The 23,154-nt window shown below is 47.4% G+C and carries 21 protein-coding genes; 8 read left to right on the plus strand and 13 right to left on the minus strand.

Going from position 1 to position 23,154, the window contains the following annotated elements:
- Positions 1-76 precede the first annotated feature (76 nt).
- Positions 77-742 carry an ion transporter gene (locus ACHZA1_RS13530; protein ID WP_320052393.1) on the minus strand — a complete coding sequence of 222 codons (666 nt, stop codon included), beginning with the start codon at positions 740-742 and terminating at the stop codon, positions 77-79.
- 73 nt (positions 743-815) lie between these two features.
- Positions 816-1,892 carry a type I restriction endonuclease gene (locus ACHZA1_RS13535; protein WP_320052394.1) on the minus strand — a complete coding sequence of 359 codons (1,077 nt, stop codon included), beginning with the start codon at positions 1,890-1,892 and terminating at the stop codon, positions 816-818.
- 646 nt (positions 1,893-2,538) lie between these two features.
- Between ACHZA1_RS13535 and ACHZA1_RS13540 the strand changes: the two genes are divergently transcribed.
- Together ACHZA1_RS13540 and ACHZA1_RS13545 are read left to right on the plus strand one after the other, a co-directional pair.
- Positions 2,539-3,315, plus strand: coding sequence for a hypothetical protein (locus ACHZA1_RS13540; protein WP_320052395.1), 777 nt, complete (start codon positions 2,539-2,541; stop codon positions 3,313-3,315).
- A 279-nt stretch (positions 3,316-3,594) separates the two neighbouring features.
- Complete coding sequence (locus ACHZA1_RS13545; RefSeq protein WP_320052396.1) at positions 3,595-4,101, plus strand: hypothetical protein; 507 nt, start codon at positions 3,595-3,597, stop codon at positions 4,099-4,101.
- A 41-nt stretch (positions 4,102-4,142) separates the two neighbouring features.
- Here the strand turns inward: ACHZA1_RS13545 and ACHZA1_RS13550 are convergent, their stop codons facing one another.
- Positions 4,143-5,930 carry an aminopeptidase P family protein gene (locus ACHZA1_RS13550; protein ID WP_320052397.1) on the minus strand — a complete coding sequence of 596 codons (1,788 nt, stop codon included), beginning with the start codon at positions 5,928-5,930 and terminating at the stop codon, positions 4,143-4,145.
- Between the two features lie 458 nt (positions 5,931-6,388).
- On the opposite strand from ACHZA1_RS13550, the gene ACHZA1_RS13555 reads away from it, so the two are divergent.
- A complete protein-coding gene (locus ACHZA1_RS13555; RefSeq protein ID WP_320052398.1) occupies positions 6,389-7,543 on the plus strand; it encodes an iron-containing alcohol dehydrogenase in 1,155 nt (384 codons plus the stop codon).
- Positions 7,544-7,616: 73 nt separating this feature from the next.
- A complete protein-coding gene (locus ACHZA1_RS13560) occupies positions 7,617-8,039 on the plus strand; it encodes a bacteriohemerythrin (RefSeq protein ID WP_320052399.1) in 423 nt (140 codons plus the stop codon).
- An 85-nt stretch (positions 8,040-8,124) separates the two neighbouring features.
- Here the strand turns inward: ACHZA1_RS13560 and ACHZA1_RS13565 are convergent, their stop codons facing one another.
- Together ACHZA1_RS13565 and ACHZA1_RS13570 are read right to left on the minus strand one after the other, a co-directional pair.
- Complete coding sequence (locus ACHZA1_RS13565) at positions 8,125-9,153, minus strand: deoxyhypusine synthase (RefSeq protein WP_320052400.1); 1,029 nt, start codon at positions 9,151-9,153, stop codon at positions 8,125-8,127.
- A 107-nt stretch (positions 9,154-9,260) separates the two neighbouring features.
- Positions 9,261-9,824, minus strand: coding sequence for a pyruvoyl-dependent arginine decarboxylase (locus tag ACHZA1_RS13570; RefSeq protein ID WP_320052401.1), 564 nt, complete (start codon positions 9,822-9,824; stop codon positions 9,261-9,263).
- A gap of 936 nt (positions 9,825-10,760) precedes the next feature.
- On the opposite strand from ACHZA1_RS13570, the gene ACHZA1_RS13575 reads away from it, so the two are divergent.
- Entirely contained in the window at positions 10,761-10,934 is a 174-nt protein-coding gene (locus ACHZA1_RS13575) for a hypothetical protein (RefSeq protein ID WP_320052402.1), read from the plus strand.
- Positions 10,935-11,070: 136 nt separating this feature from the next.
- Here ACHZA1_RS13575 and ACHZA1_RS13580 read toward each other — a convergent pair whose 3' ends face one another.
- The 3 genes from ACHZA1_RS13580 to ACHZA1_RS13590 are packed head-to-tail and all read right to left on the minus strand — an operon-like array spanning position 11,071 to position 12,538.
- Positions 11,071-11,520, minus strand: coding sequence for a hypothetical protein (locus ACHZA1_RS13580; RefSeq protein WP_320052403.1), 450 nt, complete (start codon positions 11,518-11,520; stop codon positions 11,071-11,073).
- A gap of 10 nt (positions 11,521-11,530) precedes the next feature.
- Positions 11,531-11,911: a hypothetical protein gene (locus tag ACHZA1_RS13585; protein WP_320052404.1), complete on the minus strand. Its 381-nt coding sequence runs from the start codon at positions 11,909-11,911 to the stop codon at positions 11,531-11,533.
- A gap of 54 nt (positions 11,912-11,965) precedes the next feature.
- Positions 11,966-12,538, minus strand: coding sequence for an RNA polymerase sigma factor (locus tag ACHZA1_RS13590; RefSeq protein ID WP_320052405.1), 573 nt, complete (start codon positions 12,536-12,538; stop codon positions 11,966-11,968).
- Between the two features lie 118 nt (positions 12,539-12,656).
- On the opposite strand from ACHZA1_RS13590, the gene ACHZA1_RS13595 reads away from it, so the two are divergent.
- From ACHZA1_RS13595 to ACHZA1_RS13605, 3 genes are read left to right on the plus strand one after another with little or no spacing between them, the layout of a single operon-like run.
- On the plus strand, positions 12,657-13,418 hold the full coding sequence (locus tag ACHZA1_RS13595; protein ID WP_320052406.1) for an MCP four helix bundle domain-containing protein: 762 nt from the start codon (positions 12,657-12,659) through the stop codon (positions 13,416-13,418).
- The gene (locus ACHZA1_RS13600) at positions 13,418-14,860 is read left to right on the plus strand and encodes a TrkH family potassium uptake protein (protein ID WP_320052407.1); all 1,443 of its coding nucleotides are present in this window, start codon (positions 13,418-13,420) and stop codon (positions 14,858-14,860) included. The genes ACHZA1_RS13595 and ACHZA1_RS13600 overlap by 1 nt, the downstream gene beginning before the upstream one ends.
- Before the next feature lie 19 nt (positions 14,861-14,879).
- Positions 14,880-15,485, plus strand: a complete 606-nt coding sequence (locus ACHZA1_RS13605; protein WP_320052408.1) for a hypothetical protein — start codon at positions 14,880-14,882, stop codon at positions 15,483-15,485.
- Between the two features lie 70 nt (positions 15,486-15,555).
- Here ACHZA1_RS13605 and ACHZA1_RS13610 read toward each other — a convergent pair whose 3' ends face one another.
- From ACHZA1_RS13610 to ACHZA1_RS13630, 5 genes are all read right to left on the minus strand, one after another.
- Entirely contained in the window at positions 15,556-18,195 is a 2,640-nt protein-coding gene (locus tag ACHZA1_RS13610; protein ID WP_320052409.1) for a fibronectin type III domain-containing protein, read from the minus strand.
- Positions 18,196-18,712: 517 nt separating this feature from the next.
- A complete protein-coding gene (gene murQ / locus ACHZA1_RS13615) occupies positions 18,713-19,531 on the minus strand; it encodes an N-acetylmuramic acid 6-phosphate etherase (RefSeq protein ID WP_320052410.1) in 819 nt (272 codons plus the stop codon).
- 18 nt (positions 19,532-19,549) lie between these two features.
- The gene (locus ACHZA1_RS13620; protein ID WP_320052411.1) at positions 19,550-20,383 is read right to left on the minus strand and encodes an ATPase; all 834 of its coding nucleotides are present in this window, start codon (positions 20,381-20,383) and stop codon (positions 19,550-19,552) included.
- Positions 20,380-21,555 (minus strand): DUF5009 domain-containing protein, encoded by a 1,176-nt coding sequence (locus ACHZA1_RS13625; protein ID WP_320052412.1) that lies wholly within the window; start codon positions 21,553-21,555, stop codon positions 20,380-20,382. Before ACHZA1_RS13625 ends, ACHZA1_RS13620 begins: the two co-directional genes overlap by 4 nt.
- A gap of 2 nt (positions 21,556-21,557) precedes the next feature.
- On the minus strand, positions 21,558-22,796 hold the full coding sequence (locus ACHZA1_RS13630; RefSeq protein ID WP_320052413.1) for a DUF1343 domain-containing protein: 1,239 nt from the start codon (positions 22,794-22,796) through the stop codon (positions 21,558-21,560).
- Positions 22,797-23,154: the final 358 nt, after the last annotated feature.

Here is a 23,154-nt window from a genome sequence, read left to right on the forward strand (position 1 = left end):
AGTTAATATACTAGGTGTTTTTTGTTAGCAGACGGTTTTCGCTTTCGTCATCTTTGCTTATTATCGTGCTTGCCCGTTACTCTTCGCTCTTATCCTTAACAAACCACGATGCCACAAAGCCGGTAAAGGTGCCGAATATGCCTACGCCTGTTACCATTAGGAATGCAGCAATAATTCGTCCTTCGGTCGTTACAGGGTACAGGTCGCCATAGCCTACCGTCGTTATGGTGGTGAAAGACCACCATATTGCATCTTCGGCTGTTCTAATGTTGGAGTTGGCTGCCGTCTCTACCTGCAGTATAGAGATGGAGCCAAACACGATCATCAGGAAGGCGATAAGGGTCACGCTCGTGAATGTTCCCTGTTTCTTGTTCCTGTAGATATGCTTTGCGATGAACTTTATAGAGCGAAAGGCGCGAAGTATACGCAGTAGCCTGACAAGGCGTATGAACCTCCCGTAGCGGAGGACTCCAATGGTGGGAATGCTAGATACCAAATCTATCCATCCCCACTTCATGAATTGTAACTTATTTGGTGCCTTGTAGAAGCGATAGGCGAAGTCGGCAAGAAAAATATAGCAGATGAAGTTGTCGATGATGCTTAGCAGATGCGTCATGTTGCTCGGCAGCTTGCCAAACGTCTCTACCATTAGCGAGGCTAGCACGTAGACCGATAGAACCAAAATTACAACATCAAGCAGCGTTAGCTTGTTCTTTTCTTCAAGGGCTACTAAATTTTCCAAAGCGCAATATCTTTTTTATACGCTTCGAAGGTACTGATAAAGTATTACGATACGGCTGGTGTGCGTTTGGTATCTACTTCTCTTCGCTCTCATACATCTGTAAGGTATCCACTAGCTGCGTGCCATAGCCGTAGATATCGTCTAGCGTTGCAATTTCAATCTTGGTTTCCTTCTTGTTCTCGTCAAAAAGGCCGATATACTTCTTTGTTTGTCCATTTAGCCATAGTCGGCATATCGGTTTCCGATTGTTATTGTCTAGGATGACGCTGCAGTAGGTTTGCGAATCGCGGTAGTGTATTCTTTCGGCATCAATGCTGGTGCGAAGGATGCTTTTGATGATGTAAAAGCCGTTAAGCTCCTCTTCGGTGGTTACAATCTTGCTTTCCTCCGCTGCTTTTTCATGGGCATTGGCTGTGTCGGTCTCTACCTGTTGAGGCTTTGTTTGGTTAATGGCGTTCATCAATCGGTCGCTAACAATGTCGTTGAAGGTTTGGTCGACGGTCTTTCTAACAATTTCGGTGAACTGCGTCATAACCTTTTCGGTTGCCTTACCATCGTACACGCGGCTTACGAAAAACTTCACGAACTCGGCGCTTGGGGTGGCAAGCTCTTTTGTTAGGACATTTTTTATTGCATTGGAATATTTAAGCTCGCTAGCGGATGTGAGTATCGTGTTCACATCAAATCCGCTCTTGTGGAAGCGGGCTAGCTCTTTTATCTGCTGCTCCTTGATGGTGGTGAGGTCGAAGCTAAAGAATGGCTTTTCATCCATCTTATTGGCGTTGTCTAGGTCGGTGTAGAAGTTGTATTCCACGCCGTTTGTTAGCAGGGCAAAGCGCGCTTTGGTTAGGTGAAAGTACTTGTGGATTTGGGTGTAATGCTTATCTAAGTTCTCCAGATGGTTTTTGCATTCAATAATCATTATTGGCTGTGTTTCCTTTAGGATAGCATAGTCAACCTTTTCAATGTTCTTGGCTCCAAAGTCTGTTACAAATTCGGGGACAACCTCCATGGGGTTGAATACGTCGTACCCGAGGCTCTGTATGAATGGCATAACAAATGCGCTTTTAGTTGCCTCTTCCGTTTGAATTTGGTCTCTGAGCTTGGTAACCTTGTCGCCAAGCTGCTTGATCTGCTCTTTGAACTCCATAATGTTAGGGTTATTATTTGCTATTCTATCTTTTTATCATTTTCTCTGTTGGGTTAGGTGCGCTTACCCCTTTGGGGATTTTTGCATGCCTTTCCTTTCAGGTTCCATGCTGCTGCTATTTCTTGTGAATACCGCTGCGGGCATTATGAGCTTATCCGTAGAATTTTTAAAAGAAACCTTTCCATGTCCGAGTATACAGGATAGACAGTTGAGGAGGACGTCCCGGACAGGAAAGGTTTCGTGACCAAATTTTTATCACCCCAAACATAGGTAAATAATGCTAACATTGTTCTTCAATGTTTAACTTTTTTTGGTTGACTTTCTTTTGTCGGCGTTACCTCCTCGGCATTTACCGATGGGCTGCTACCCCTGCTGCCGGTAGTGGCAATAATTTAGCGATGTTTAATGGTATATCGTATCGCATAAAAGCTAATACGGCTATCACATAGGGATATGTTTGCTGCATTATTTTATTACCATGATGAAATATTTGGTGAAAAATTTGTTTTTCTAGTAAAGAATCTTAAATTTGTTTTCTGTACTTCGTGATGAGAGAGTGTACATTGCCAACAGCCAAAAATGTAATTATACAATTTCACCGATGTATAAGTTAACTCAAATATTAATTAAAACTCTTTTAGTATTTATGGGTACAGCAAGTAACACGGGTCATGCCAACAACCTTGCCAACTTTAAAAAAATAGTAGGCGTTACTGGGGAGCTGGGGGCTAAGTACAACCCTGCGCAGGAAATGCTAAAGTCGCTCAACCTTACGAAGTATGGGGCGCTTGGCCAAAAAACGTTAGACGATCAGCAGTCCGCCGAGGCGGCTTGCAGCGATGCCATAAACGTTCGTTTTGCTCTTTTCAACGATCTCGATTCGTTTTTTCCTCGTGTGGTAAGCATCTACTCCATTTCGGGTGTCGATGCGAAGGCTCTAGAAAGCATAAAGGCCATTGCCCGCAAGATGCGTCCTAAGTCAACCTCGAAGAAGGAGAATAAGAATTTGGAAGCCACGACCGCCCTTACAACAGCCGATGCTGCTTCTGCGGTTACTCCCGAAACGAAGCCTAAAGCGCGTACTGCCTCTCAGCTGGGCTACGAAGACAAGGCCAGCAATTTTGCTCAGATTGCCTCCTTCGTTGAGGCTAACCCTAAGTATGCGGCCAACGAGCCCGAGCTTACCAAAGAGGGGGTACGCAAGTACTCCGATAGCCTTATCGCGGCCAACGACCGTTGCGCAGCTGCCGAAGGCGCCCTCGAATCGGCCCGTATCGAGCGCGATCGGGTGTTCTACACCAATCCCGATTCGCTTTATACTATTTTTCACGACATTAAGCGTTACGTTAAAGGGGTATTTGGCAGTTCAAGCGTTGAGTATAAGCGTATATCTGGTATCGAATTTAAGCTCCTAACTAGGTAGGCGCTATTTGGTTTTCTTTACACTAGGGTGGCAGCAATGCCACCCTTTTTGTTTGGAGAACATTTGGAGAGCCTTGTCGCCTGCCAGGCAAAGCTCCTGCCGTACCGCTATGGCGGCTCGCTATTCTACATTAAGCGGCTTCACCATCCCGGTAATCGTCGAAAAGCGGTGGCAACCTAGTGCTGCCGCATGCGCTTATAGCGGCGCAGCTAATAGCATCTCCACATTGCCCCACTAAGGCTCCTCATTTCAGGTTTACTCTTTCCATTAAACCCGATAATGCAGCAGAATCCATCTTGTAGCTTTTTGGCTGACGCTGATAACCTTCCGGCTGACGCTAATAGTGGAGCGATGGACGCTGATAACCTTTTGTCTGACGCTGATAGTGGAGCGATGGATGCCGATAACCCTCCGTCTGACGCTGATAGTGGAGCGATGGATGCCGATAACCTTCCGTCTGACGCTAATAGTGGAGCGATGGATGCTGATAACCTTTCGTCTGACGCTGATAGTGGAGCGATGGATGCTGATAACCCTCCGGCTGACGCTGATAGTGGAGAGTCGGATGCTGATAGCCCTCCGGCTGACGCTGATAGTGGAGCGATGGATGCCGATATCCTTCCGGCTGACGCAGATAGTGGAGCGATGGATGCCGATAACCTTCCGGCTGACGCTGATAGTGGAGCGATGGACGCTGATAACCTTCCGGCTGACGCTGATAGTGGAGCGATGGATGCCCTTATACAAAAAATCCGCAAGAGCAACCTCGTGCTTCATGCGGATTAGTGGGTGTTAGCCGGCAGTAACCTTCGGCTTGTAGGCTATTACTAGATGGCTGCGGTCTTTGCCTTCAGCCAAGCTTTCTCGTTCTCGTTGAGGTATGGCGTTAGCTTTTCGAATACCGTTTGGTGGTAGCCGTTTAGCCAGGCCACCTCGTCGGGAGTGAGCATGCTCTTCTCAATTGGCTTCGTGTCAATGGGGCATAGGGTGATGGTCTCGAACCGCTCGAATGCTCCAAACTCGTTGGTAACGTAGGGTACGCAAAGGGTTAGGTTTTCGGTTCGGATGCCGTACAGTCCTGGGCGGTAGAGCGCGGGCTCGTTCGAGGTTACCATTCCGGGCTTCATCGTAACGGGGTTTTCCTGCATCCTGATGCTCTGTGGCCCCTCGTGTACGTTAAGGAAGTGCCCAACTCCGTGTCCTGTCCCATGTCCGTAGTTAATGCAGTGCTGCATCATCGGCCCTCTTGCCAGGATGTCGAGCTGCGACCCGCGGGTTCCGGCAGGGAACACGGCCATGGCCAGCGCGATGTGCCCCTTTAGCACCAGCGTGTAGTCAATCTTCTCCTGTTGGGTTGGCGTACTCAGGTGTACGGTTCGGGTGATGTCGGTGGTCCCCGTTCTGTACTGCCCGCCCGAGTCGATGAGCAGGAATCCCTCCCGCTTCACCTCGGCGTTGGAGGCTTCGGTGGCCGAGTAGTGGGGGAGTGCCCCGTTGCACCTGTAGCCGGCAATGGTGCCAAAGCTTTCGCCCATAAACTCATCCGACATGGCGCGCAGCTCCCGCTGCTTGTCGGCGATGCTCAGCTCGGTTACGGTCTCTTTCCCCAAGCTATCCTCCAGCCACATGTAGAAGCGGACGAGGGCTACGCCGTCCAGCTCCATGGCATGGCGGAATCCGGCGACTTCGGCCTCGTTCTTTACCGCTTTCAGCGAGGTTGCCGTTCCGTTGGCGTCCCTATCCTCAATGATGTTCACGCTGCGGTGCTGCAGCTTCTGCCTTACCAGTATGTTGGTTTTCCTTGGGTTGATGATAACGTTTCTGGTGATGTCAATTCTTTCGACAAACGCCTCGAACTCCTCGTAGGGCCTGATGTGCACGCCGCTGCCGGTAAGCACCTTCTGATCGTCCTCGCTCAGCTTCTCCACGTCGACAAACAGCACCGCCTTGTCGTAGTAAACCGCGGCGTAGGCCAGCACAAGTGGGTTGTAGTCGATGTCGGCCCCGCGGATGTTGAAGAGCCACGCCACCTCGTCGAGCGCCGATAGCAGCATGATGTCGTCCTTATGGATGTGGGCCGCCTTCACCAGCTGCTGTAGCTTGCTGGTGGTGCTCATGCCGCTTATGTTTTCGGGTAGGAGGAATGCTTTTTTCTTGGGGATCTCAGGGCGGTCGCTCCAGATGGGGTTCACCAGGTCGGCCGCAGCCTTCAGCTTGTTTGGGGCAAGCGCATCCGACAGGCGTTCGAACTCGCTTACCGAGAAGAGGCGCCCATCTACGCCAATGGTCGAGCTCAATTCCATCATATCCTTTATATATTGCTCGATGGAGGGCACACCTGGCATTCCCATGCGCATCAGCTCGATACCCGAGCCCTTCAGCTGCGCCTCGGCTTGAATAAAGTAGCGGGAGTCGGTCCACAGCGCCGCCGAGGTGGTGGTAACCACCAGCGTTCCGGCCGAACCCGTGAAGCCGCTAAGCCACTCCCGGCACTTCCACCGGTCGGCCACGTATTCGCTAAAGTGAGGATCGTTGCTGGGCACGATATATGCTTCCAGCTTGTGCTGTGCCATCAGGCTGCGAATATCGCTCAGCCGTTGAGGAATACTTTTCATAGGTAGTTTGTTTAAATTTAGGAACTAAATGTACTAATATTTGCTATTGATGGTTCTTACCCGCCTCTTTTGCTGAAATTTTTATTGATGGAGCAAACTCAGCTGCGGATAGCCGCCCCTCACCGGGCACTATCGCCTACGCAGTATTGGCATTTTTAGGGACAGCTGGCGTAGCCATCGTTGTAGCTCCGGTATTTTATGGTGATGGAAAAGAACAGAGGAAGGTATAAGGCTGAGGTATTTCTGTACATAGGGATCAGAGTTCTTCATTTCTTTTTTGATGATTCAAGGGATCGCTTGTACTCCTTATACTTGTCGAATGAGGTGTAGCAGCCCTGGCTTCCCTTCATAAATTACCCGAATAAGTATAATTGACGAAGGGGAGCGGTGGCGCTATTTCAGTTGGATTTTTATATCTTTCCATTCTAATTTAGACAAAACAAAAATAACGCAATACAATGAACAACTTTCAGTTTTACAATCCTGTAAAGATTGAGTTTGGCAAGGGTGCTGTCGAGAAGCTTAGCAGCCACATCCCCGCAGGCTCAAAGGTGATGGTCACCTACGGAGGTGGAAGCATCAAGTCGAACGGTGTGTACGATGCAGTGTTTAAAGCCCTTTCAGGTTTCTCGGTTGTCGAGTTTGGTGGCATCGAGCCCAACCCTGCATACGAGACTTTGATTCAGGCAGTGGAGCTTGCCCGTCGCGAAAAGGTCGATTTCCTCCTTGCAGTAGGAGGTGGGTCGGTGGTCGACGGCACTAAGTTTATTGCAGCCGCCATTCCTTTTGTTGGAGATCCTTGGAATATTCTTGTAAAGCATGCTAAGGTCGACTCAGCGGTTGCTCTTGGCGCCGTACTTACGCTTCCCGCTACCGGATCCGAGATGAACTCCGGTGCAGTAATCTCTAAGCGCGCCACAAAGGAGAAGTATGCCTTTGGATCGCCCTATACTTTCCCTAAGTTTTCGATTCTCGACCCCGAGTATACCTATTCGCTGCCCAAAGCTCAGATTGCCAACGGTACCATCGATGCTTTCATCCACGTAATGGAGCAGTACATGACCTATCCTGCAGCTGGGTTGGTGCAAGATCGCTGGGCCGAAGGTTTACTTCAGTCTCTCATCGAGCTAGGTCCAAAAGCCCTCGAAAACCCAACCGATTACGACGTGCGTTCGAACCTAATGTGGGCTGCAACCATGGCGCTCAACGGCATTATCGTTGTTGGCATGCCTTCCGATTGGGCTACCCACATGATAGGACACGAGCTCACCGCCTTACATGGGCTTGCCCACGGCGTAACGCTGGCTATCATTCTTCCATCCATGCTCGATGTGATGTTCGAGGAGAAGAAGGAGAAGCTAGCTCAGTATGCCGAGCGCGTATGGGGCATTACCAGCGGCTCTGCCGACGAAAAGGCTCGTGCAGCAATCGCTAAGACCGAAGAGTTCTTCCGATCGATGGGCGTACCAACGCATCTCAAGGAGTACGGCATTGGCGACGAAAGCTTCCAGACCATTTGCACCCGCTTCACCGAGCGTGGATGGACCGCCATGGGCGAACGTCAGGCGCTAACGCCAGAACGCGTTCTCGAAGTTTTAAAGAAGAGCTTGTAAGCTTTAGTTTGCGAAGGCGGAGGGGGAAGTCCTTCCTCCGTATTTTTTCAAGGAAGGAAACAACAATTAAAACATGAATAAAGACTTGTACATTTTTATCAAGTGGTCCGATGCCGATTACTCTGTAGGAATAAAAACTATCGACGATCAGCATAAGGAGCTCATCAAGTACATCAACCAAATCTATCAGTCAATACTCGATCGCAACACCAAGGAGGTTACCATCGATGTGCTCGGTAAGTTGGAGGATTACGCTAAGTTTCACTTCGGGTTCGAGGAGAAAATCTTCAGCCAGATCGGCTACGAGTTTACCGAGGAGCATATCGCCGAGCATCGTGCTTTCACCGACAAGATAAAGCACTTTAAGGACGGTATGGCTAAGGGGCACGATGTCATCTTCAGCATAACCAACTACCTGCGCGACTGGCTACGTATTCATATCCAGAAAGAGGATAGAAAGTACGCCCCAGAGTTTCAAAAGTTAGGAATGGAATAGGAGTTGCAGACGATCTTTGTCCTGCAAATAACAAAGGAAGCCAACCTCCCGGTTGGCTTTTCTTCTTCTTTTTATGCGATGATGACTACTTTTGGAAAATCTTAGTCCAATTCTTTGGCTCACGATTTTTCCAGTCACCTTTATGAAATACGTAGCTTCCAATAAGTGGTAGAACAGTGGTCGCTTCTGCGTAAACCATTTGTTCGTACACGGTATCAACCTTACCCCACGACGATGCTTCCTTAAGTGTCGACGACGAGCAAGCGCCATCGCGAACATCAGCAACGGTAATAAGCACTGCATACTTGTGCATCGATGCATCTACCCCAAGGCACTCTGCACAAACTACGGTATCCTGTGCGAAGTTCTTAGGAACTCCACCACCAACCATGAATAGACCGGTAGTCTTAGCCGCAATCTTAATGTCGGTAAGCTCACGGAAGTCGGCAACCGAGTCAATAGTAACGTAAGGTTTGCCTTCCTTCATGCGTTCAACCTGGTGCATTACTAAACCGAATCCTGCCGAGCAGTCAGAGAATGCTGGAACGAAGATAGGCACGTTATGCTCGTAGCAAGTTTGAATAAGCGACTCCTTCTTAACGGCATTCTTCGAAAGGTACTTGCCCATTTCGTAGATAAACTCGCGCGAAGAGTAGGGGCGAGGCTCTAGGCTATCAGCAATAATCTTGATGGTTGAATCACAAGATTGCAGTTCCTCTTCATCAATATAGGTGTCGTAAATACGGTCAACATAGTTGTCGCGTAGAAACTTATCGTCGATAAACTGGGTTCCTCGGTAGTGCTTGTAGCCAAGCGCTTCGAAGAAGTCCATGTCTACAATCGATGCACCGGTCGAAACAACGGTGTCAATCATGTTGTGCTTTACAAGGTCAACGTACACCTGCATGCAACCGGCAGCAGAAGTCGAACCTGCAATGGTAAGGATGTTGGTGCATCCATTTTCGGCAATCATCATGTTGAAGATGTCGGCTGCATTGGCAGTTTCTCTCGAAGAGAACGACATTTCTCTCATTGAATTGATGATTGGGCTAGCATCAAACGATTTTATATCGACGTGCTTTATAACTTGTTTAAGAAGATCTTTCTTTTCCATTACGAGTAAATTCCAAATAATGTAATTGTGAGCGAAAGGATGAAAACAGCAACCTTATTATGGGAAAGGTTGCTGTTTTGTATGTCGGACTAAATGTCTTCAGCGTGTTAACCCTTGATTACAGGGTAGAGGTAGGACGTAAAGCAAATCGCAACAAGTGCGGTTCCGTATTTTTTTTCTGGAACGAAGCTTTCGATGTTAATGCAGATGTCTTCTAAACGGAAATCTTCTGAGAATCCGTTATAGTAAAGTTCGTCAAGGCTTAGTCTAAGTAGCTTTTCTATTTCCTCAACCTCATAGTTGCCGTTGTGTTCACACACGAGACCCCCATGGCGTTCATTTGTTTTGCGGTCGTATAACCAACCGTAGATGATACCGGCAGAAGCGCGCTCGCCCTTACTAGTAGTTGCAACAGCCATAATCGATTCAACAACGGAGCCGTGGGTAATTTTGGCAGGTTGTGGTACCTCTGTGGCTATGCTAGGCATAATCGACGAGTAAGTCATGATATTAAACGTCTCTATGTTTGCCTGTTTTAAAGCTAGGTGATATGAGCCAGCGTGAACAGTTATGTCACTTTCTCCGTGTCCTTTGGTAACGAAGTAGTCTTTTGGAATCCGGTTTCCAACTACGATTCCTTGTAGTTCTTGTGTTGAGCTAAGGTTTGTCATCGTCGCACATAAAAAGATAATTGGTTAATACTAAAAGTTATATCGCCTTTTATGGGATCTTATCCCATGCGTATTGTCGAAATGAAACAATTCTCCCTCGTTAAGAGAAAATTATCCTAAATAAGGAATAGTTGAAGGCGTGTCCGCAGGGGTAGAATCAAATCTGGCGGACGCAAAGACTTCGAAGAAGGTCGCTGAGTATCTTATACCTAAAAACCACCGTATAGGTGTCCAAGAATGTGTTTTTAGTGTGCAAGGTTCTTTTCATTTCGTTGTTCAAAGTTTACAGTTGACCTGTCTTCGAGTTAGTTATTAATGAACTGTAAGCTGTGTTTTTCATTTGCGCATGATACACCTGAAAAACTTTGCAAGTATAGGAAAATATTAGATTAAAAGAGAAGTCTTTTCTCTTAAATTTTAACTTTCTTCAAAAAAACACCTAATAGAATGGTTTGTAGTAGGTTATGATAGTGTTACGACTCGTTAATAACGGCTGTTTATGTGTCAAAATAGTCTTGCTTTTTTGAAATGTGCCGTATGCCTCTTCATAAATGGTTCTAGATGCCCCCAAAAACAGAACTATAATTTGATTTTTTCTTCTCGTTTTCGACTATTAGGGTATGGGTACTTTGTTGGATGATTCCAGTTTTATTTTCTTTGGAATAAACTCTTCATTTTTATAATAGGCTAATATGCTCATGCCGGGAAGATGGCTATTGATTGTTTTATATACGAACATTATTTGCCATTAGCATTAACAGTGATAAAATGGAAGAGCCTGTTTTTGTAAGAAATTCAGATAAATAGGACTGCCTTTTGCAATATATGTGTAAAAACTTTGTTTTTTTTACCCCAAGAGGGTACAACATTGGAATTCTGCGATTATATTTGCAGTGCAATTGAATTTAATCGTTTCACAAAACAAAAAACTGTACAATGAAAAAGTTACTCGTTATCGTTGCTGTTGCTGCTATGTTCGCAGCTTGCGGTGGAAACAAGACTGAGCAAAAGGACACTACTGCTGTTGACACTACTGCTGCTGTTGTAGCTGATACTACTGCTGCTGCTGATACTGCTGCTGCTGATACTGCTGCTCCTGCTGTAAAGTAATTTGCAACGATAAGCAAAGAAATTAGAGTCAACCTAGTGGTTGGCTCTTTTTTTTGTGCCTTTATCGCAAAAGAATAAAAAATAAAGGAGAGCATCCTACTGTAATGCTCTCCTTTATTATATCTAGTGGTATCTTCTATTTCATCTTGCATTTTAAATGCTCTAATGTCAACTTATCGTATTTTGCTTGCTGTTCCTTGCTAAGGCTCTTGCGAACTTCAATGGAGTATGTAAGCCAATTCTTGCGAATTTGAGCGTTTAGTAGTCCTAAACTATCGGTATATATTCTTATCGTAGCAGTATCAGGAGGTGTATTGCTAACCTGATAATGTAATTGGATCATTATGCTATCGTACCTATTATAGAGAGGTTCGTTGATTGCCTTGAAGTGCGCCTTTCTGGCAATAAAGTTCTTTTTTTGATTTTCTGTTAGCCCTAACTTCTTAAAAAAATGGTTGCGCTGCTTTTCTGGTGAGTCTTCTTTGTCTGAATGAACAATAACAACGCCAATAAATGTAGCAACATTGGCAACAAGAAGCAATGCTATAACCCAAAGGAGAATTTTTGGCTTAAGAAACGAGTTCATGGTAATACTTTTATTTTTCGAAAGCAACGGGTACTTTCGTAATATCGTTAAGGCTGAGCATATCGTACTGCTGCGACTGGTTTTTGCTGTGTGCAATGTAAACAGTAAGACCTCCGACAAGGAAGGTAACAACTACCGATACAATTAGGGCATAACGGACGCTGTTATACTGGCGTTGTTGTGGTTTGTGGGCTAGTTTGTCAATGACCTTTTCGGTGAAGTATGGGTTAAATGTAGGACACTTTGCCTGTTCGATTTGGCTTGATAAGGCTAAATATGATTCGTACAGTTGCTTACAATTTGCACATGAATCCATATGGGAAAAGGCAACCTCATCGAGCTGCGAGGGCTCGTTGTTGATGAATCTTGATTTGAATTCTTTACATCTCATGTGTATACCTTTTATCTATTGACAATTTTTTGATTGAAAACTTGCGGTTCGGTTCTAATAATTAGACTTTGCCACCAAAATCCTTCTAAGATTTCGTTTTGATCGAAATATAAGCGATTCTACCGATGATATTGAAATATTCATAATCTCGGAGATTTGCTTGTATGAAAGTTGCTGATAGGTGAATAACGTGATTGCAACTCTCTGGTTGTTCGGTAGCTCGTTAAGGGCTAGTTTTAATCTTTTGAGGTTTTCATCGGGATCGGTAAAGTCATCTGGTAGTCGATGGTCATCTATGTATTCCCCTGTATCAGCCTTTCCTTTCCCAATCAGCAGGTCTTCGAGGCTTTGCATTATCAGCCTTCGTTTCTGCTTTCTCAGATGATTTAGCGATTTGTTTACTGCTATCCGGTAAATCCAAGTGCTAAATTTCGACTCATGTCGAAAAGATCCAAGCGATTCAAATACTTCGATAAACACCTCCTGAGCAATATCCTCAGCATCGGGAAGCGATTGCGTAAAGCCATAGCAGGTCCGCTGCACCTGTTGCTTGTACTTATCTACAAGATGCCTGAAGTGAGAATTGTCTCCGTTAAGTGTTTGTTCTATAAGGTCTTTATCTGACATTGATGGGTGTAGAAACGCTTTGCTAATATATTAAAAATAGATTATGAACGAATGTGGGTGTTTTTTTACTTTTTCTTCCCTATTTTCGTATTAAATTAACAAGAGTTAAAGTACTGTTATGGGGATTAAATCTAAAATGCTAGCCGGTTTTGTTGTAATAGGATTGCTGCTTTTCCTCTCAGGTGCAATTACCCTTTTTGAGGTAAATAGTATGGGCAATTCAGTGCAGGGTATGCTAAATGATAATCTTCGATCAATTGAAGTCTCAAAACAGATGGTTGGCGCATTGAACCAAATTAATCAGGGGGTTCTCCTTGCTATTAATGGTAAGTCGGAGGGGGCAATAAAGGCCATTGATGATGGTGAAAAGCTTTTTGAAAGATCCTATAGTGCTGCTTTGAATAATCTTACAATTGAAGGAGAAGAACATTACGTTAAGGCAATAGATAGCAGCTATAGAATGTTTAAGATGCAGGTGGATAGTGCTGTTTTAAGTTCAAATGCCAAAAATATTGATTGGTATTTTGCTGTTCTTATGCCTAATCAAAATCAACTTATTAGAGCAGTCGATAGTTTGATGGCGGTTAATCAAAAAGCTATATATCAAAATGTCAAACAAATGAAAACAGGAGCGAACAGAGCTATGATGCCTGGTCTTATAGCCATTGGGGTAGGGATCGTTTTTGTTTTCCTTTTCAACTATTTTGTCAACATCTTTTTTGTTACTCCGATAACTCGAATTTCTCAAGGTGTTGAGAATTACGTAAAACATGCTATCCCTTTTAGGGTTAAGGTTGATACCAAAGATGAACTTGAGCGGCTGAAAAATTCGGTTGAAAAACTCATAATTCAAAACAAATCAAATAAGATAGAAGACTAATGAGACTTTTTGTTATCGTTAGGTATGTATCGATGGGATTACTGCTTAATGCAGTTTTCATGCTTATTGCAACTACTGTATCTACTTTAAATCATTTTGATGCGGGATTTTTTCCTTTGCTGCTCAGCTTTTTGGTTACTACGGCGATGGGGGCTTTCCCTTTGATATTTGTTCCTGTTTATCGTGATATTAGCCTAAAGGAAAGTTACGTTATTGTAGCCTTTTCGTGGCTTCTTTGTTGTGCTATTGGTATGCTACCCTACTTGCTGTGGGGTGGTGAGTTTTCTGTAACAAAGGCATGGTTCGAAAGCGTTTCGGGCTATACAACCACAGGTGCTACCTCGTTGGCAAACATTGATGCCTTACCGTTAAGCATTCGTTTTTGGAGATCCTCGACCCAGTGGATTGGTGGAGGTGGCGTTGTCCTTTTTGCGTTGGTAGTTCTTCCTTCGCTGGGCAAGGTACATGCTAACCTATCTAAGATAGAGATGTCGTCGCTATCGAAGTTGAACGTTTCTAAAGGGGTGTTTGGGTCTCTACGCACGATTCTTGTGGTCTACATCATCTTAACGGTTCTTCAAGCGATACTCCTATACTTGTCGGGACTTAGCGTTGTTGATGCTATCGCTTACTCGTTTAGTACCATATCAACAGGCGGATTTGCAATGAGCAATAGCAATATAATTGGTATTAATAACTCCGTTGCCGAGGTAATCATCTTTATCTTCATGGTTGTTTCGGGGCTAAACTTTAGCCTGATATTCGCTTCTTTTATGCGGAGGGAGGTCTCTGTATTTAAGTCGGGTGTGGCAAAAATTTATCTGCTTTCTATTTTGATAGGGGCTTTGGTTTTATCTGTAGGGCTTCGGTTATCGACCTATACGGGATGGGCTGATTCTTTTAAGCATGCCTTTTTTCAGGTTGCATCGTTGGCTTCCTCAACAGGTTTTTATAATGCCAACACTTCGCTATGGCCACCGTTTGCTATAATGCTGCTCATCCTTTTTATGATGCAGGCCGGTTGTGCGGGGTCAACATCGGGCGGAATTAAGGTGGATAGGGTTGTGCTTTTTGGCAATACCATCAAAACTCAGATAAAGCGACTTCAGCATCCCAATGCGGTTATCCCTGTTCGCATAGGGAAAACCATCATTGCAGATGAGGTGGTAAGCTCCTCGTTGTTGTTCATCGTTTTTTACGTCATGATTATCTTCTTGTCGACGGTTGTCTTAGGAATGTTTGGCCTCGATATCCTTAGCTCATTTTCGGCATCAGCGGCGTGTATGGGCAATGTGGGACCTGGCTTTGGGCTAGTTGGCACAATGGGGAATTATGGCAGCCTACCCGATTTCTCGATGTGGTGGCTAACTCTTCTGATGCTACTTGGCAGGCTCGAGATATATGGTTTGCTGATGATAGTTTTTATTCGTTCGTGGAAGTAAAGAAATAAACATAAAGGAAATGCAAAGTTTTCAAGTAGTAAAGTGCCCTTATTGCGGCGCGCAGCACCGAATGGTTAAGCCAGCAAAGAAGCTTAAGGATTACGAAATGTACTCCGATGGTAAAACCGTTTCGTCGGAGTTGAATGAGGCTCTTGAGGTATCTCGCTGTAGCAAGTGCAACGAGTTCTTCTGGATAGAGGATGCAGCCGTAGAGGTAAATCCGGTTGAAGAAGAACTTCCTATCGTTAGATCGCTTAGCATCATTGAATATGTGGAAATGCTAACCGATAACACCCAAACGGTGACACCTGACGAAGAGGAAATTCTGCGGATGGAGCTTCTTTGGGCATTTAATGACAGGGTTAGGCAGGGTAAGTCCCTTTTCGAAAGCGAAGATGAAAAAACTATTTGGCTTACTAATATGAATGCCCTTTCGGAATTGCTGGACGAAAGCGATGTTTACTCAAGAATGATTAAGGCTGAGATTGCCAGAGAGCAGGGTAATTTCGAACTAGCCGAAAAGTTGCTGTCGTCTATAAAAGAGGCTCAGCTGATGCCTATTAAAAAGATGATGCTGAATGCAATTAGCCATGACGAAACAGAGGTGTTCAAGATTGAAATGTAGCTTTATTTGGCTCTGGTATAAACGTAAAAAGGTGGCATTAGCCACCTTTTTACGTTGTTATTGGGGTGTGTTACTTTTTGAAATCGACTCCGAAAAATGTAAATATCTGCTTCATCAGCGAATTCTTCGCAGCTTCTGAAGATATTGCTTCGAGTGGGAAACCTAGTACAACAACCTTACTACCATTCGATTTTAGCAGCGTTCCTGCGCTGGTTTGCGTATCGCGGTAGCGCATAATGCGGATTGCTTTATCTGTGGGTTCGATGGCATCGGGTGCTTCGATGCGAAGGCTGCTACCGTTGAGCTCTTCGGGCGTTAGGGTTGAACCGTTGAAATTCCATGTCCCTTTGATGTATGGTTTTGCATTATCGGTAGAATATACGACTCCGGTATTGCTAGCATGGTTGGTCATCCACCTGAAGCCAAGCTTGTCGGCGGCAAACTTAATGGCTGAGGAATCTTTTTGCTCAACCATATCGGTGCCGATGTAGGCTCCCGATAGGAGTAGGGGGATGTTCTTGCCTACAGCTTTGTCAAGTGCTTCCACCATTTTGGGGGTGAATACGGCAAAGCTGTCGCGCTCTTCCCTAAAGTTCTTAACGGTGCGTTGCTCGCCAAAGAGTACATCGATAAATCGGTATGGCGTAACGGTAGTGCTGCTCTCGAAGGCGCTACGGCTAGTAGAGACGTACGAGATTCCCCATTTTTGGTAGGATGCTCCCTGAGTATGGGTAAAGTCGTGGGTGTTGCCGTGCTCGGTATTACCCCACCATTCGACACCCGATGAGCCCCATCCGGTGTTGTCGTCGTCGAGCCAAGGCTCGTTGCGGTTATAGTTTTGCTGATACCCAAGGAAGGTTGGCTCCATGCCATCGGCTACGCCCTCATCTTCCCACCATTCGAACCCTGCTTTTGCGCCTAGGTCGAACGATTTTGGGGCCGATATGCGGGTAAAGCCGTTGACAATTAGCGCTGGCTTCTGGCTGTTGTTGAAGAGGCATGCCGACAGCTGCTCGGTGGCGAAGCTTTCGCCACCATCGTTGACGCCGGTAACCTTAAACGAGTAGCGCGTGCCCCATTCGGGTAGCTCTATTTCTGCCGATTCGCCGGTTACCTCCTTGAATTTGGGCGAGAATCCGTTGTCGTTGGTGCGCATGTAGATGCGGTACTTGGCGGCGTTGGCGGTGGGCTCTAGCGGATCGGCGGTATTCTTCCACGAAAGGCGAATGGTCTTTCCCTTTACCTTTTCAATTGCTAGGCTATTGGGCGCAAGCGGCTGAATGGGGGCATCGGCACCGTTTAGGTAGCGTACCATGCCCTTGTAGATGGCGCGGGCAACGGTGAAGCGGAAGCGGGGGTCGAGCCCGTAGGTCATGTCGGCCAAGTTCTGGTGCGATAGCAGCTCGAGGAGCAGGGTAGGGGCGTCGGCAACGGAGGCTTCGCTGTACGAGGCATCGCGGAGGGCGCGCTTGGTCCACTTCGAGTTGTGCAGCTGCTTGATGTCGTTGCACACCTGGGTTTGGATGATGTTGCCCATGATTCCGCTTTGCTGGCGGCTGCGGCCATCGCTCATGTTGCCGTTCTTGGTGCTGTAGATGGCCAGCGTACCCACAATCGAGTCGTTGGGGGTCGCTCCGGCGTCGGTGTGGAAGGCCAGCGTTAGGTCGATGGGCACCTTATGCTTCTTGAGGAAGTTGGCCCAATGGGGACGGCTCTGGTAGTCGTCGTTGTAGTCGTTCTGGTACTTGGTACGGCTGTAGATGCTGTCGGGGATACCGGCGGCCTGCAGGTAGTAGCGCGAGGCCTCGAGGTAGCTGGGCACGCCGCTGGTCTTCCATTCGTAGTCGTCGGGGTTTACCGATTGGGCCTTGGCGGCCCCGTTGGAGCTGGATTTTGCGTTATCGGTGATAGTAGCCGATGGGCGGCGGGCAACCATGCCCATGCCTCCACCAAAGCGAACCGCATCGGAGGTAACCACTCCCTTTTCGTTGCTCCTGTTCGACACTACCACGGCGGCATGTGCGCTATCGAAGTTAAAGGTGCCGAGGTACTGCCACGTTTCTCCGTACATCTTTTGGTTAACAACGAACTCCGAAACGCCTCCGGTGTGGTACACCTTGTAGGTTACGTCGCTGACGTTGCTGGGGGTGTTGGCCCACGAGATGTACACCGCGTAGTCGCCCTTTTTGGTGGGCGCCATGTGGGGCTTGTAGGTGAGGCTGGCCGTACCCTTTGACGAGGTCTTTGCTTCGAGGTGGGTTCCCATCTTGAAAGGGTTGTCGTGGGGGTAGAGCACGGCCTTGTACTTGTAGCCCTCGTGCTCTGCCTTCCAGACGCCCAGCTTGGTGACGGTTCCGCCCTTAGTGGATAGGTCGTTGTCTACAACATACCTCTGCTTCTGGTAGTCGCGTTCGCGGGGAATAAGCGTCACCGCACCCGCATTCTCGAGCATCGGCTCCAGGTACTTCACCACGTAGGGCATGTTGCCGATGTCCTCCACGTTGCTGAAGCAGCGGGCGCGCTGCCACTCCCATCGGTCGAGCTTCGATTCGTAGTAGTATCCGTGGCTGTGCCACATGGCGATGTGCCTCCCCGATAGCCCCTTGGGGAAATCGCCTTTGATAGGTTCTTTTACCAGCTGGTTCTGCTGCCCGTATACGGACGATACGGTGAGCAGTGCAGCAAGCAAGGCTATGTTTTTTCTTTTCATTGGAGAAATGATTGGTATGGTCTTCGAGTTATGGTTGATGCTTCTGATCTTTGAACGAATGGGGGACTTTTCGACCTCCATCTTGAGGCTAAAAGCGGAGCATCTAGCCGCTTTTTGCTTCAGCAAACAAAAGTAATCATTTTCAAGCGGGCTGCTTAGCGGGGGCTTGCCCCCTTTTTTGTTCAAAAAATACGATCTCGGTGGTTCTCTGCGCACTTTTTTGGGCTTACGCAGGTTGCATGGAACTTCCCATCGCACATTTTTGCCTCAAACATGGCTGCATGGAGCTTGCCAGTATGCTTTTTTGGCTAAAACTGGTTGCATGAGGCCTGCCAGCGCACTTTTTATACTCCCAACTAGCTGTTTGGAAGTTTCTATGCCTGCAATTGGGGCCAAGCTGCCAGCTTGGGAGTTTCTGCACCTGTGAGTCGATAAAAAACCGCTCGGGTGGACTATCCTGCTTGCGTAAAAACGAGCAGGCTCTCCGTTTTAGGGAAAGCCTGCATGCGTTTACGCTTTATTCTTTACCCCTAAAGGCATCAACGGCTTTTTTTACCGATCCGTGCTCCAGCAGGAGCGCCTTGGCGGTTTCGTAGTCGAGCCCGGTTTCCTCCACGATCATGCGGGTGCCGCGGTCTACCAGCTTTTTGTTGGTGAGCTGCATGTTTACCATCTTATTCCCTTTAACCCTACCCAGCTTAATCATGGTAGTGGTGGTAATCATGTTCAGCACCAGCTTCTGGGCGGTTCCCGACTTCATGCGGGTCGATCCGGTTACGAACTCGGGGCCTACGATGGGCTCGATGGCAATCTCTGCCGCCTTGCATACGGGTGCATCGGGGTTGCACGATATGGCTGCGGTAAGAATGCCCAAGGCGCGCGCCTTCTCCAAGGCTCCAATCACGTAGGGGGTGGTTCCCGAAGCGGCGATGCCGATCACCACGTCGAGCTCGCCGATGTTGTGGGCGGTAAGCTCCTCCCACGACCGCTCGGGGTTGTCCTCGGCGGCCTCGATGGGGTTGCGGAGCGCCTTATCGCCTCCGGCAATCAGGCCGATAACCTTGCCCTGGGGCATGCCGTAGGTTGGCGGAATCTCCGAAGCGTCGAGTACGCCTAGGCGGCCGCTGGTTCCGGCGCCGAGGTAGAAGATGCGTCCTCCCTTTTTCATGCGCTCAACGATGCCCTCCACGAGCTTCTCGATTTGGGGGATGGTTTCGCGAACGGCAAGGGCCACCTTTTGGTCCTCGCTGTTGATGTCGAAGAGCAGCTCCGAAACGCTCTTCTTCTCTAAGTCGTTATAGAGTGATGGTTGCTCTGTGATCTTCTTAAAAGCCATAGTCGTAGTCTTATAATCTTAGCGAGAGTGATATTCAATTAAGCCATTAATGGGGCTCTGCTCAACCTTGCCGAGCTTGATGCCAAGGGGAGCAGCCGCTGCCTCGAGCATTTCGCGGAAGTGGAACCCTATCGAACCGATGATGTTCACGGGGTAGCTCGTGTAGTCGTACTGCTTGATGTTGCGCTCGAAGAAGAGAATAAAGTTGCGGGTAATAAGGTCGCTAATCTCCTTCTCGTGCTTGTTCTCGTTCATAAAGCGGGTGAACGTGGCCAGGAATCGGTTGGGGAATGGCTGGCGGTACACCCTGTTGATAACCTCGGCAGGGGTAAGGTTCAGCTGCTCCATAAACTTCTTGGCGATATGCTCGGGCATCTGATTCTTGAGCACGTCGGCAACAAAGGTTTTGCCCATCATGGCACCGCTACCCTCGTCGCCAAGGATAAAGCCAAGGGGCGAAACGTTCTTCGCGATCTTCTCGCCATCCCAGAAGCAGGTGTTCGAGCCCGTTCCCAAAATGCAGGCAATGCCTGGCTTGTTGCCGCAAACCGCAAGGGCAGCACCAACCAAGTCGCTCTGCACGCTGATGGTTGCAGCCGAAAAGGAGTGGGCGAGGGCTTGGCGCACGCCCTCAATCTTCTCGGGGAGGCATCCTGCACCGTAGAAGAAGAACTCGGTAATCGTTAGGCCGGCAAAAGCGGGAGCCACATTGTCCGCTACGTCCTTCTGAATCTCCTCAACGGTCTGAAAAACGGGGTTGATGCCTAAAGTCTTGATGGTGGCAACAACCTTTCCGCCTTCAACGGCCACCCATTCGGTTTTGGTAGAGCCGCTATCTGCAATAAGTATCATAGCTTGATGTAAATTTTTCGTTTGTAAAGCTGATGCCCAATCATCCAGCAAATGAAGATGAAGAACAGCGCAAAGATTAGCGAGGCAAAGGTCTCATCGACAAAGGTGCTCACAAGCCCGTTGTAGATAAATCCCTTAATGCTTACCGGCGCATCGTTGTACATAAAGCTGATGCTGCCCATTAGGATGGAGAGCACCCCTCCCAAAACGTAAAGGAAGAGCGGGTTAATACCAAACGACTCGAAGAAAACGCTCCATTTTTTCTTCCCCTTAACGTCGATAATCCAAGCAAGCAAGGCCAACAGCAGCGATGCCAACCCGCAGGTTGTTAATACAAATGTTGGAGTCCAGATTTTCTTGTTGAGCGGAATGCCGTAGCTAAGCAGCAATCCGGCAAAGAGGAGGATTGTTCCAAAGATGAAGATCTTGCTGATCTTTTCGGTTAAGTCGGTTGTAGTCTTTATCAGCTTACCGCAGTACACGCCAAGGATTACGTGGGCAAGGCAAGGGATGGTGCTTAGCAGCCCTTCTGGGTCGAACGGAATGCTTTCGCCGTGGTAGATGTGCGCCTCGCCAAAGAGTGCCGTATCTACGCGGATGATGATGTTGTTGGGGGTTAGCTCGAATCCATCGCCGAATAGCAGGATGAGGTAGTAGCCAACAAGAATGGCGGCAGCCGCCTTCAGCCAATGCCTAGAGGGGATAAAAACAACCAGCAGCGATGCAAAGAACGAGCTTAGCGCCAGCCGTTGCATTACGCCAAGTATTCTGATCTTGTCGAATGGGAAAACGGATGAGGTAAAGCGCTCCCAGAAGGGTTGGTTGGTGCTGATGTCGAAGGTGCCGTGGCACATTAACGAAAACCAGCCAATTGCCGTACCAACAAGGAAGATGAGGACGCTGCGCTTTGCCAGCTTCTTAAAGTAGTCTGGCGAAAACGCAAAGTTGAACTTGCTTAACGAGATGTACATCGATACGCCCATGATGAACATGAAGAATGGGAATACCAAGTCGGTTGGCGTAAGTCCATGCCAAGGAGCATGCTCTAGTGGGGTGTAAATGTGCCCCCACGAGCCTGGATTGTTTACCAGAAGCATCCCGGAGATGGTTATACCGCGAAGTACATCAAGCGATAGTAACCTTTTTGATGATGGGTTTAGAGGTGTATCCATGGCTATTTATATAAGTAGTACTTCTTCGATTTTTCCTTGAACGACTTGTCGTCTTTGTGCCAGTAGTCTTTAATCTTGGCGAAGCTATATCCGTTGCCGAACTCCTTTAGGACGTAGTCGGTTCCCGAAACCTTATTCCACATGGTTAAGCGATCCTTTTCGCAGCGCTTAAAGAAGTCGATCTTGGGATTTTGCTTGTACATCTCCTGCATAATCCAAAACTGGATATCCGAAAGGACAACCGTCTTAGGATTGGTGATGTGAATCTGTACCCCTTGGTAGTTTACCCCCTTGCCAACGCTATAGAAAGGTTTGCAGAATATTGGGCGGAAGTGAACGCCTTCGAGCTTAAGCGCATTGAGGCTATCGGCTAGCTGATTTGCCGAGATAGAATCGGTAGCAACAATTTGGAAGGGCAGGGTATAGCCAACGCCAATTGATACAACCCCAAGTTCGCCAAGAATACCCGTTGTTGCATAGTATAGCGCCGCATTGGCATTAGGAATGTGGGGCGATGGGGCAACCCAGTCGAGCCCAGTTTGAGCGTAGGTCATGGAACGCTTCCATCCCTTCATAGGAATAACGGTAAGCTTGCATTTGCCCTTGATCATTCCTTCTCCGTTAAGCATTAGGGCAACCTCGCCTGGGGTTAAGCCATAAACGTATGGGATATGAAACTGGCTTACGAACGAGTAGAAGCCATCCTCAACAAGGCAGCCTTCAACTTTTTCGCCTCCAACAGGGTTAGGGCGGTCGAGCACGATGAATTCTTTTCCATACTTAGCCGCTTCCTCCATTACAATGCCCATGGTGCTGATGAAAGTATACGAGCGGCTTCCAATATCCTGTATGTCGTACACAATGGCGTCAACTCCATCAAGCATCTCCTTGGTAGGGCGTTGGCTCTTGCCGTAAATCGAGTAGACGGTTACGCCAGTCTTAGGATCGACGTAAGTTTCAACCTTATCGCCAGCGTAAACATCGCCACGCACACCGTGCTCGGGCGAGAATAGGGCAACGAGCTTTACGCCTGGTGCTCCGTTAAGGATATCGATCGTGCTTTTATACGATCTGTCAATACCTGTAGGGTTAGTTATCAGGGCAATTCGCTTACCCTGTAGCTCCTTAAACCCATTTTCTTTGAGGACGTCAATTCCACACTTCACTTCACGACTAGCCTCTGCCTTAGAAAAGCAGAGGGTCATGAATAGTGATAGTGCAATAAGATACTTGAGTTTCATTGTTAATTCTTATTCTTTTTTACTCCAAATGTAGGATCAATCTTAAGCATTGAACTTGCAAGGTACACGAGTATCGTGCAGCAGAAAACGTAGATGAAGAAGTGCTTGTAGCCTAGAAGGTCTTCTACCCATCCTGCAACCATGCCTGGGAGCATCATGCCAAGAGCCATAAATGCAGTGCATATTGCGTAGTGAGCCGTTTTATGCTCGCCAACGGCAACGTATATCATATAAAGCGTATAGGCTGTGAATCCAAATCCGTAGCCGAGCTGTTCTACAGCAACCGTAATACCGATAAGGAAGTAGTTGTCGGGTTGAACCTGCGATAGGAAAACATAGCATAAGTTGGGTATGGTTA

Source organism: uncultured Acetobacteroides sp. (genome assembly GCF_963667355.2).
Taxonomy (GTDB): domain Bacteria; phylum Bacteroidota; class Bacteroidia; order Bacteroidales; family ZOR0009; genus Acetobacteroides.

Excerpts from the sequence above, each read along its gene's own strand:
- ACHZA1_RS13535 (WP_320052394.1), bottom strand. The coding sequence starts at position 1,892 with ATGGAGTTCAAAGAGCAGATCAAGCAGCTTGGCGACAAGGTTACCAAG.
- ACHZA1_RS13540 (WP_320052395.1), top strand. The coding sequence starts at position 2,539 with ATGGGTACAGCAAGTAACACGGGTCATGCCAACAACCTTGCCAACTTT.
- ACHZA1_RS13545 (WP_320052396.1), top strand. The coding sequence starts at position 3,595 with ATGCAGCAGAATCCATCTTGTAGCTTTTTGGCTGACGCTGATAACCTT.
- ACHZA1_RS13550 (WP_320052397.1), bottom strand. The coding sequence starts at position 5,930 with ATGAAAAGTATTCCTCAACGGCTGAGCGATATTCGCAGCCTGATGGCA.
- ACHZA1_RS13555 (WP_320052398.1), top strand. The coding sequence starts at position 6,389 with ATGAACAACTTTCAGTTTTACAATCCTGTAAAGATTGAGTTTGGCAAG.
- ACHZA1_RS13560 (WP_320052399.1), top strand. The coding sequence starts at position 7,617 with ATGAATAAAGACTTGTACATTTTTATCAAGTGGTCCGATGCCGATTAC.
- ACHZA1_RS13565 (WP_320052400.1), bottom strand. The coding sequence starts at position 9,153 with ATGGAAAAGAAAGATCTTCTTAAACAAGTTATAAAGCACGTCGATATA.
- ACHZA1_RS13570 (WP_320052401.1), bottom strand. The coding sequence starts at position 9,824 with ATGACAAACCTTAGCTCAACACAAGAACTACAAGGAATCGTAGTTGGA.
- ACHZA1_RS13575 (WP_320052402.1), top strand. The coding sequence starts at position 10,761 with ATGAAAAAGTTACTCGTTATCGTTGCTGTTGCTGCTATGTTCGCAGCT.
- ACHZA1_RS13580 (WP_320052403.1), bottom strand. The coding sequence starts at position 11,520 with ATGAACTCGTTTCTTAAGCCAAAAATTCTCCTTTGGGTTATAGCATTG.
- ACHZA1_RS13585 (WP_320052404.1), bottom strand. The coding sequence starts at position 11,911 with ATGAGATGTAAAGAATTCAAATCAAGATTCATCAACAACGAGCCCTCG.
- ACHZA1_RS13590 (WP_320052405.1), bottom strand. The coding sequence starts at position 12,538 with ATGTCAGATAAAGACCTTATAGAACAAACACTTAACGGAGACAATTCT.
- ACHZA1_RS13595 (WP_320052406.1), top strand. The coding sequence starts at position 12,657 with ATGGGGATTAAATCTAAAATGCTAGCCGGTTTTGTTGTAATAGGATTG.
- ACHZA1_RS13600 (WP_320052407.1), top strand. The coding sequence starts at position 13,418 with ATGAGACTTTTTGTTATCGTTAGGTATGTATCGATGGGATTACTGCTT.
- ACHZA1_RS13605 (WP_320052408.1), top strand. The coding sequence starts at position 14,880 with ATGCAAAGTTTTCAAGTAGTAAAGTGCCCTTATTGCGGCGCGCAGCAC.
- ACHZA1_RS13610 (WP_320052409.1), bottom strand. The coding sequence starts at position 18,195 with ATGAAAAGAAAAAACATAGCCTTGCTTGCTGCACTGCTCACCGTATCG.
- murQ (WP_320052410.1), bottom strand. The coding sequence starts at position 19,531 with ATGGCTTTTAAGAAGATCACAGAGCAACCATCACTCTATAACGACTTA.
- ACHZA1_RS13620 (WP_320052411.1), bottom strand. The coding sequence starts at position 20,383 with ATGATACTTATTGCAGATAGCGGCTCTACCAAAACCGAATGGGTGGCC.
- ACHZA1_RS13625 (WP_320052412.1), bottom strand. The coding sequence starts at position 21,555 with ATGGATACACCTCTAAACCCATCATCAAAAAGGTTACTATCGCTTGAT.
- ACHZA1_RS13630 (WP_320052413.1), bottom strand. The coding sequence starts at position 22,796 with ATGAAACTCAAGTATCTTATTGCACTATCACTATTCATGACCCTCTGC.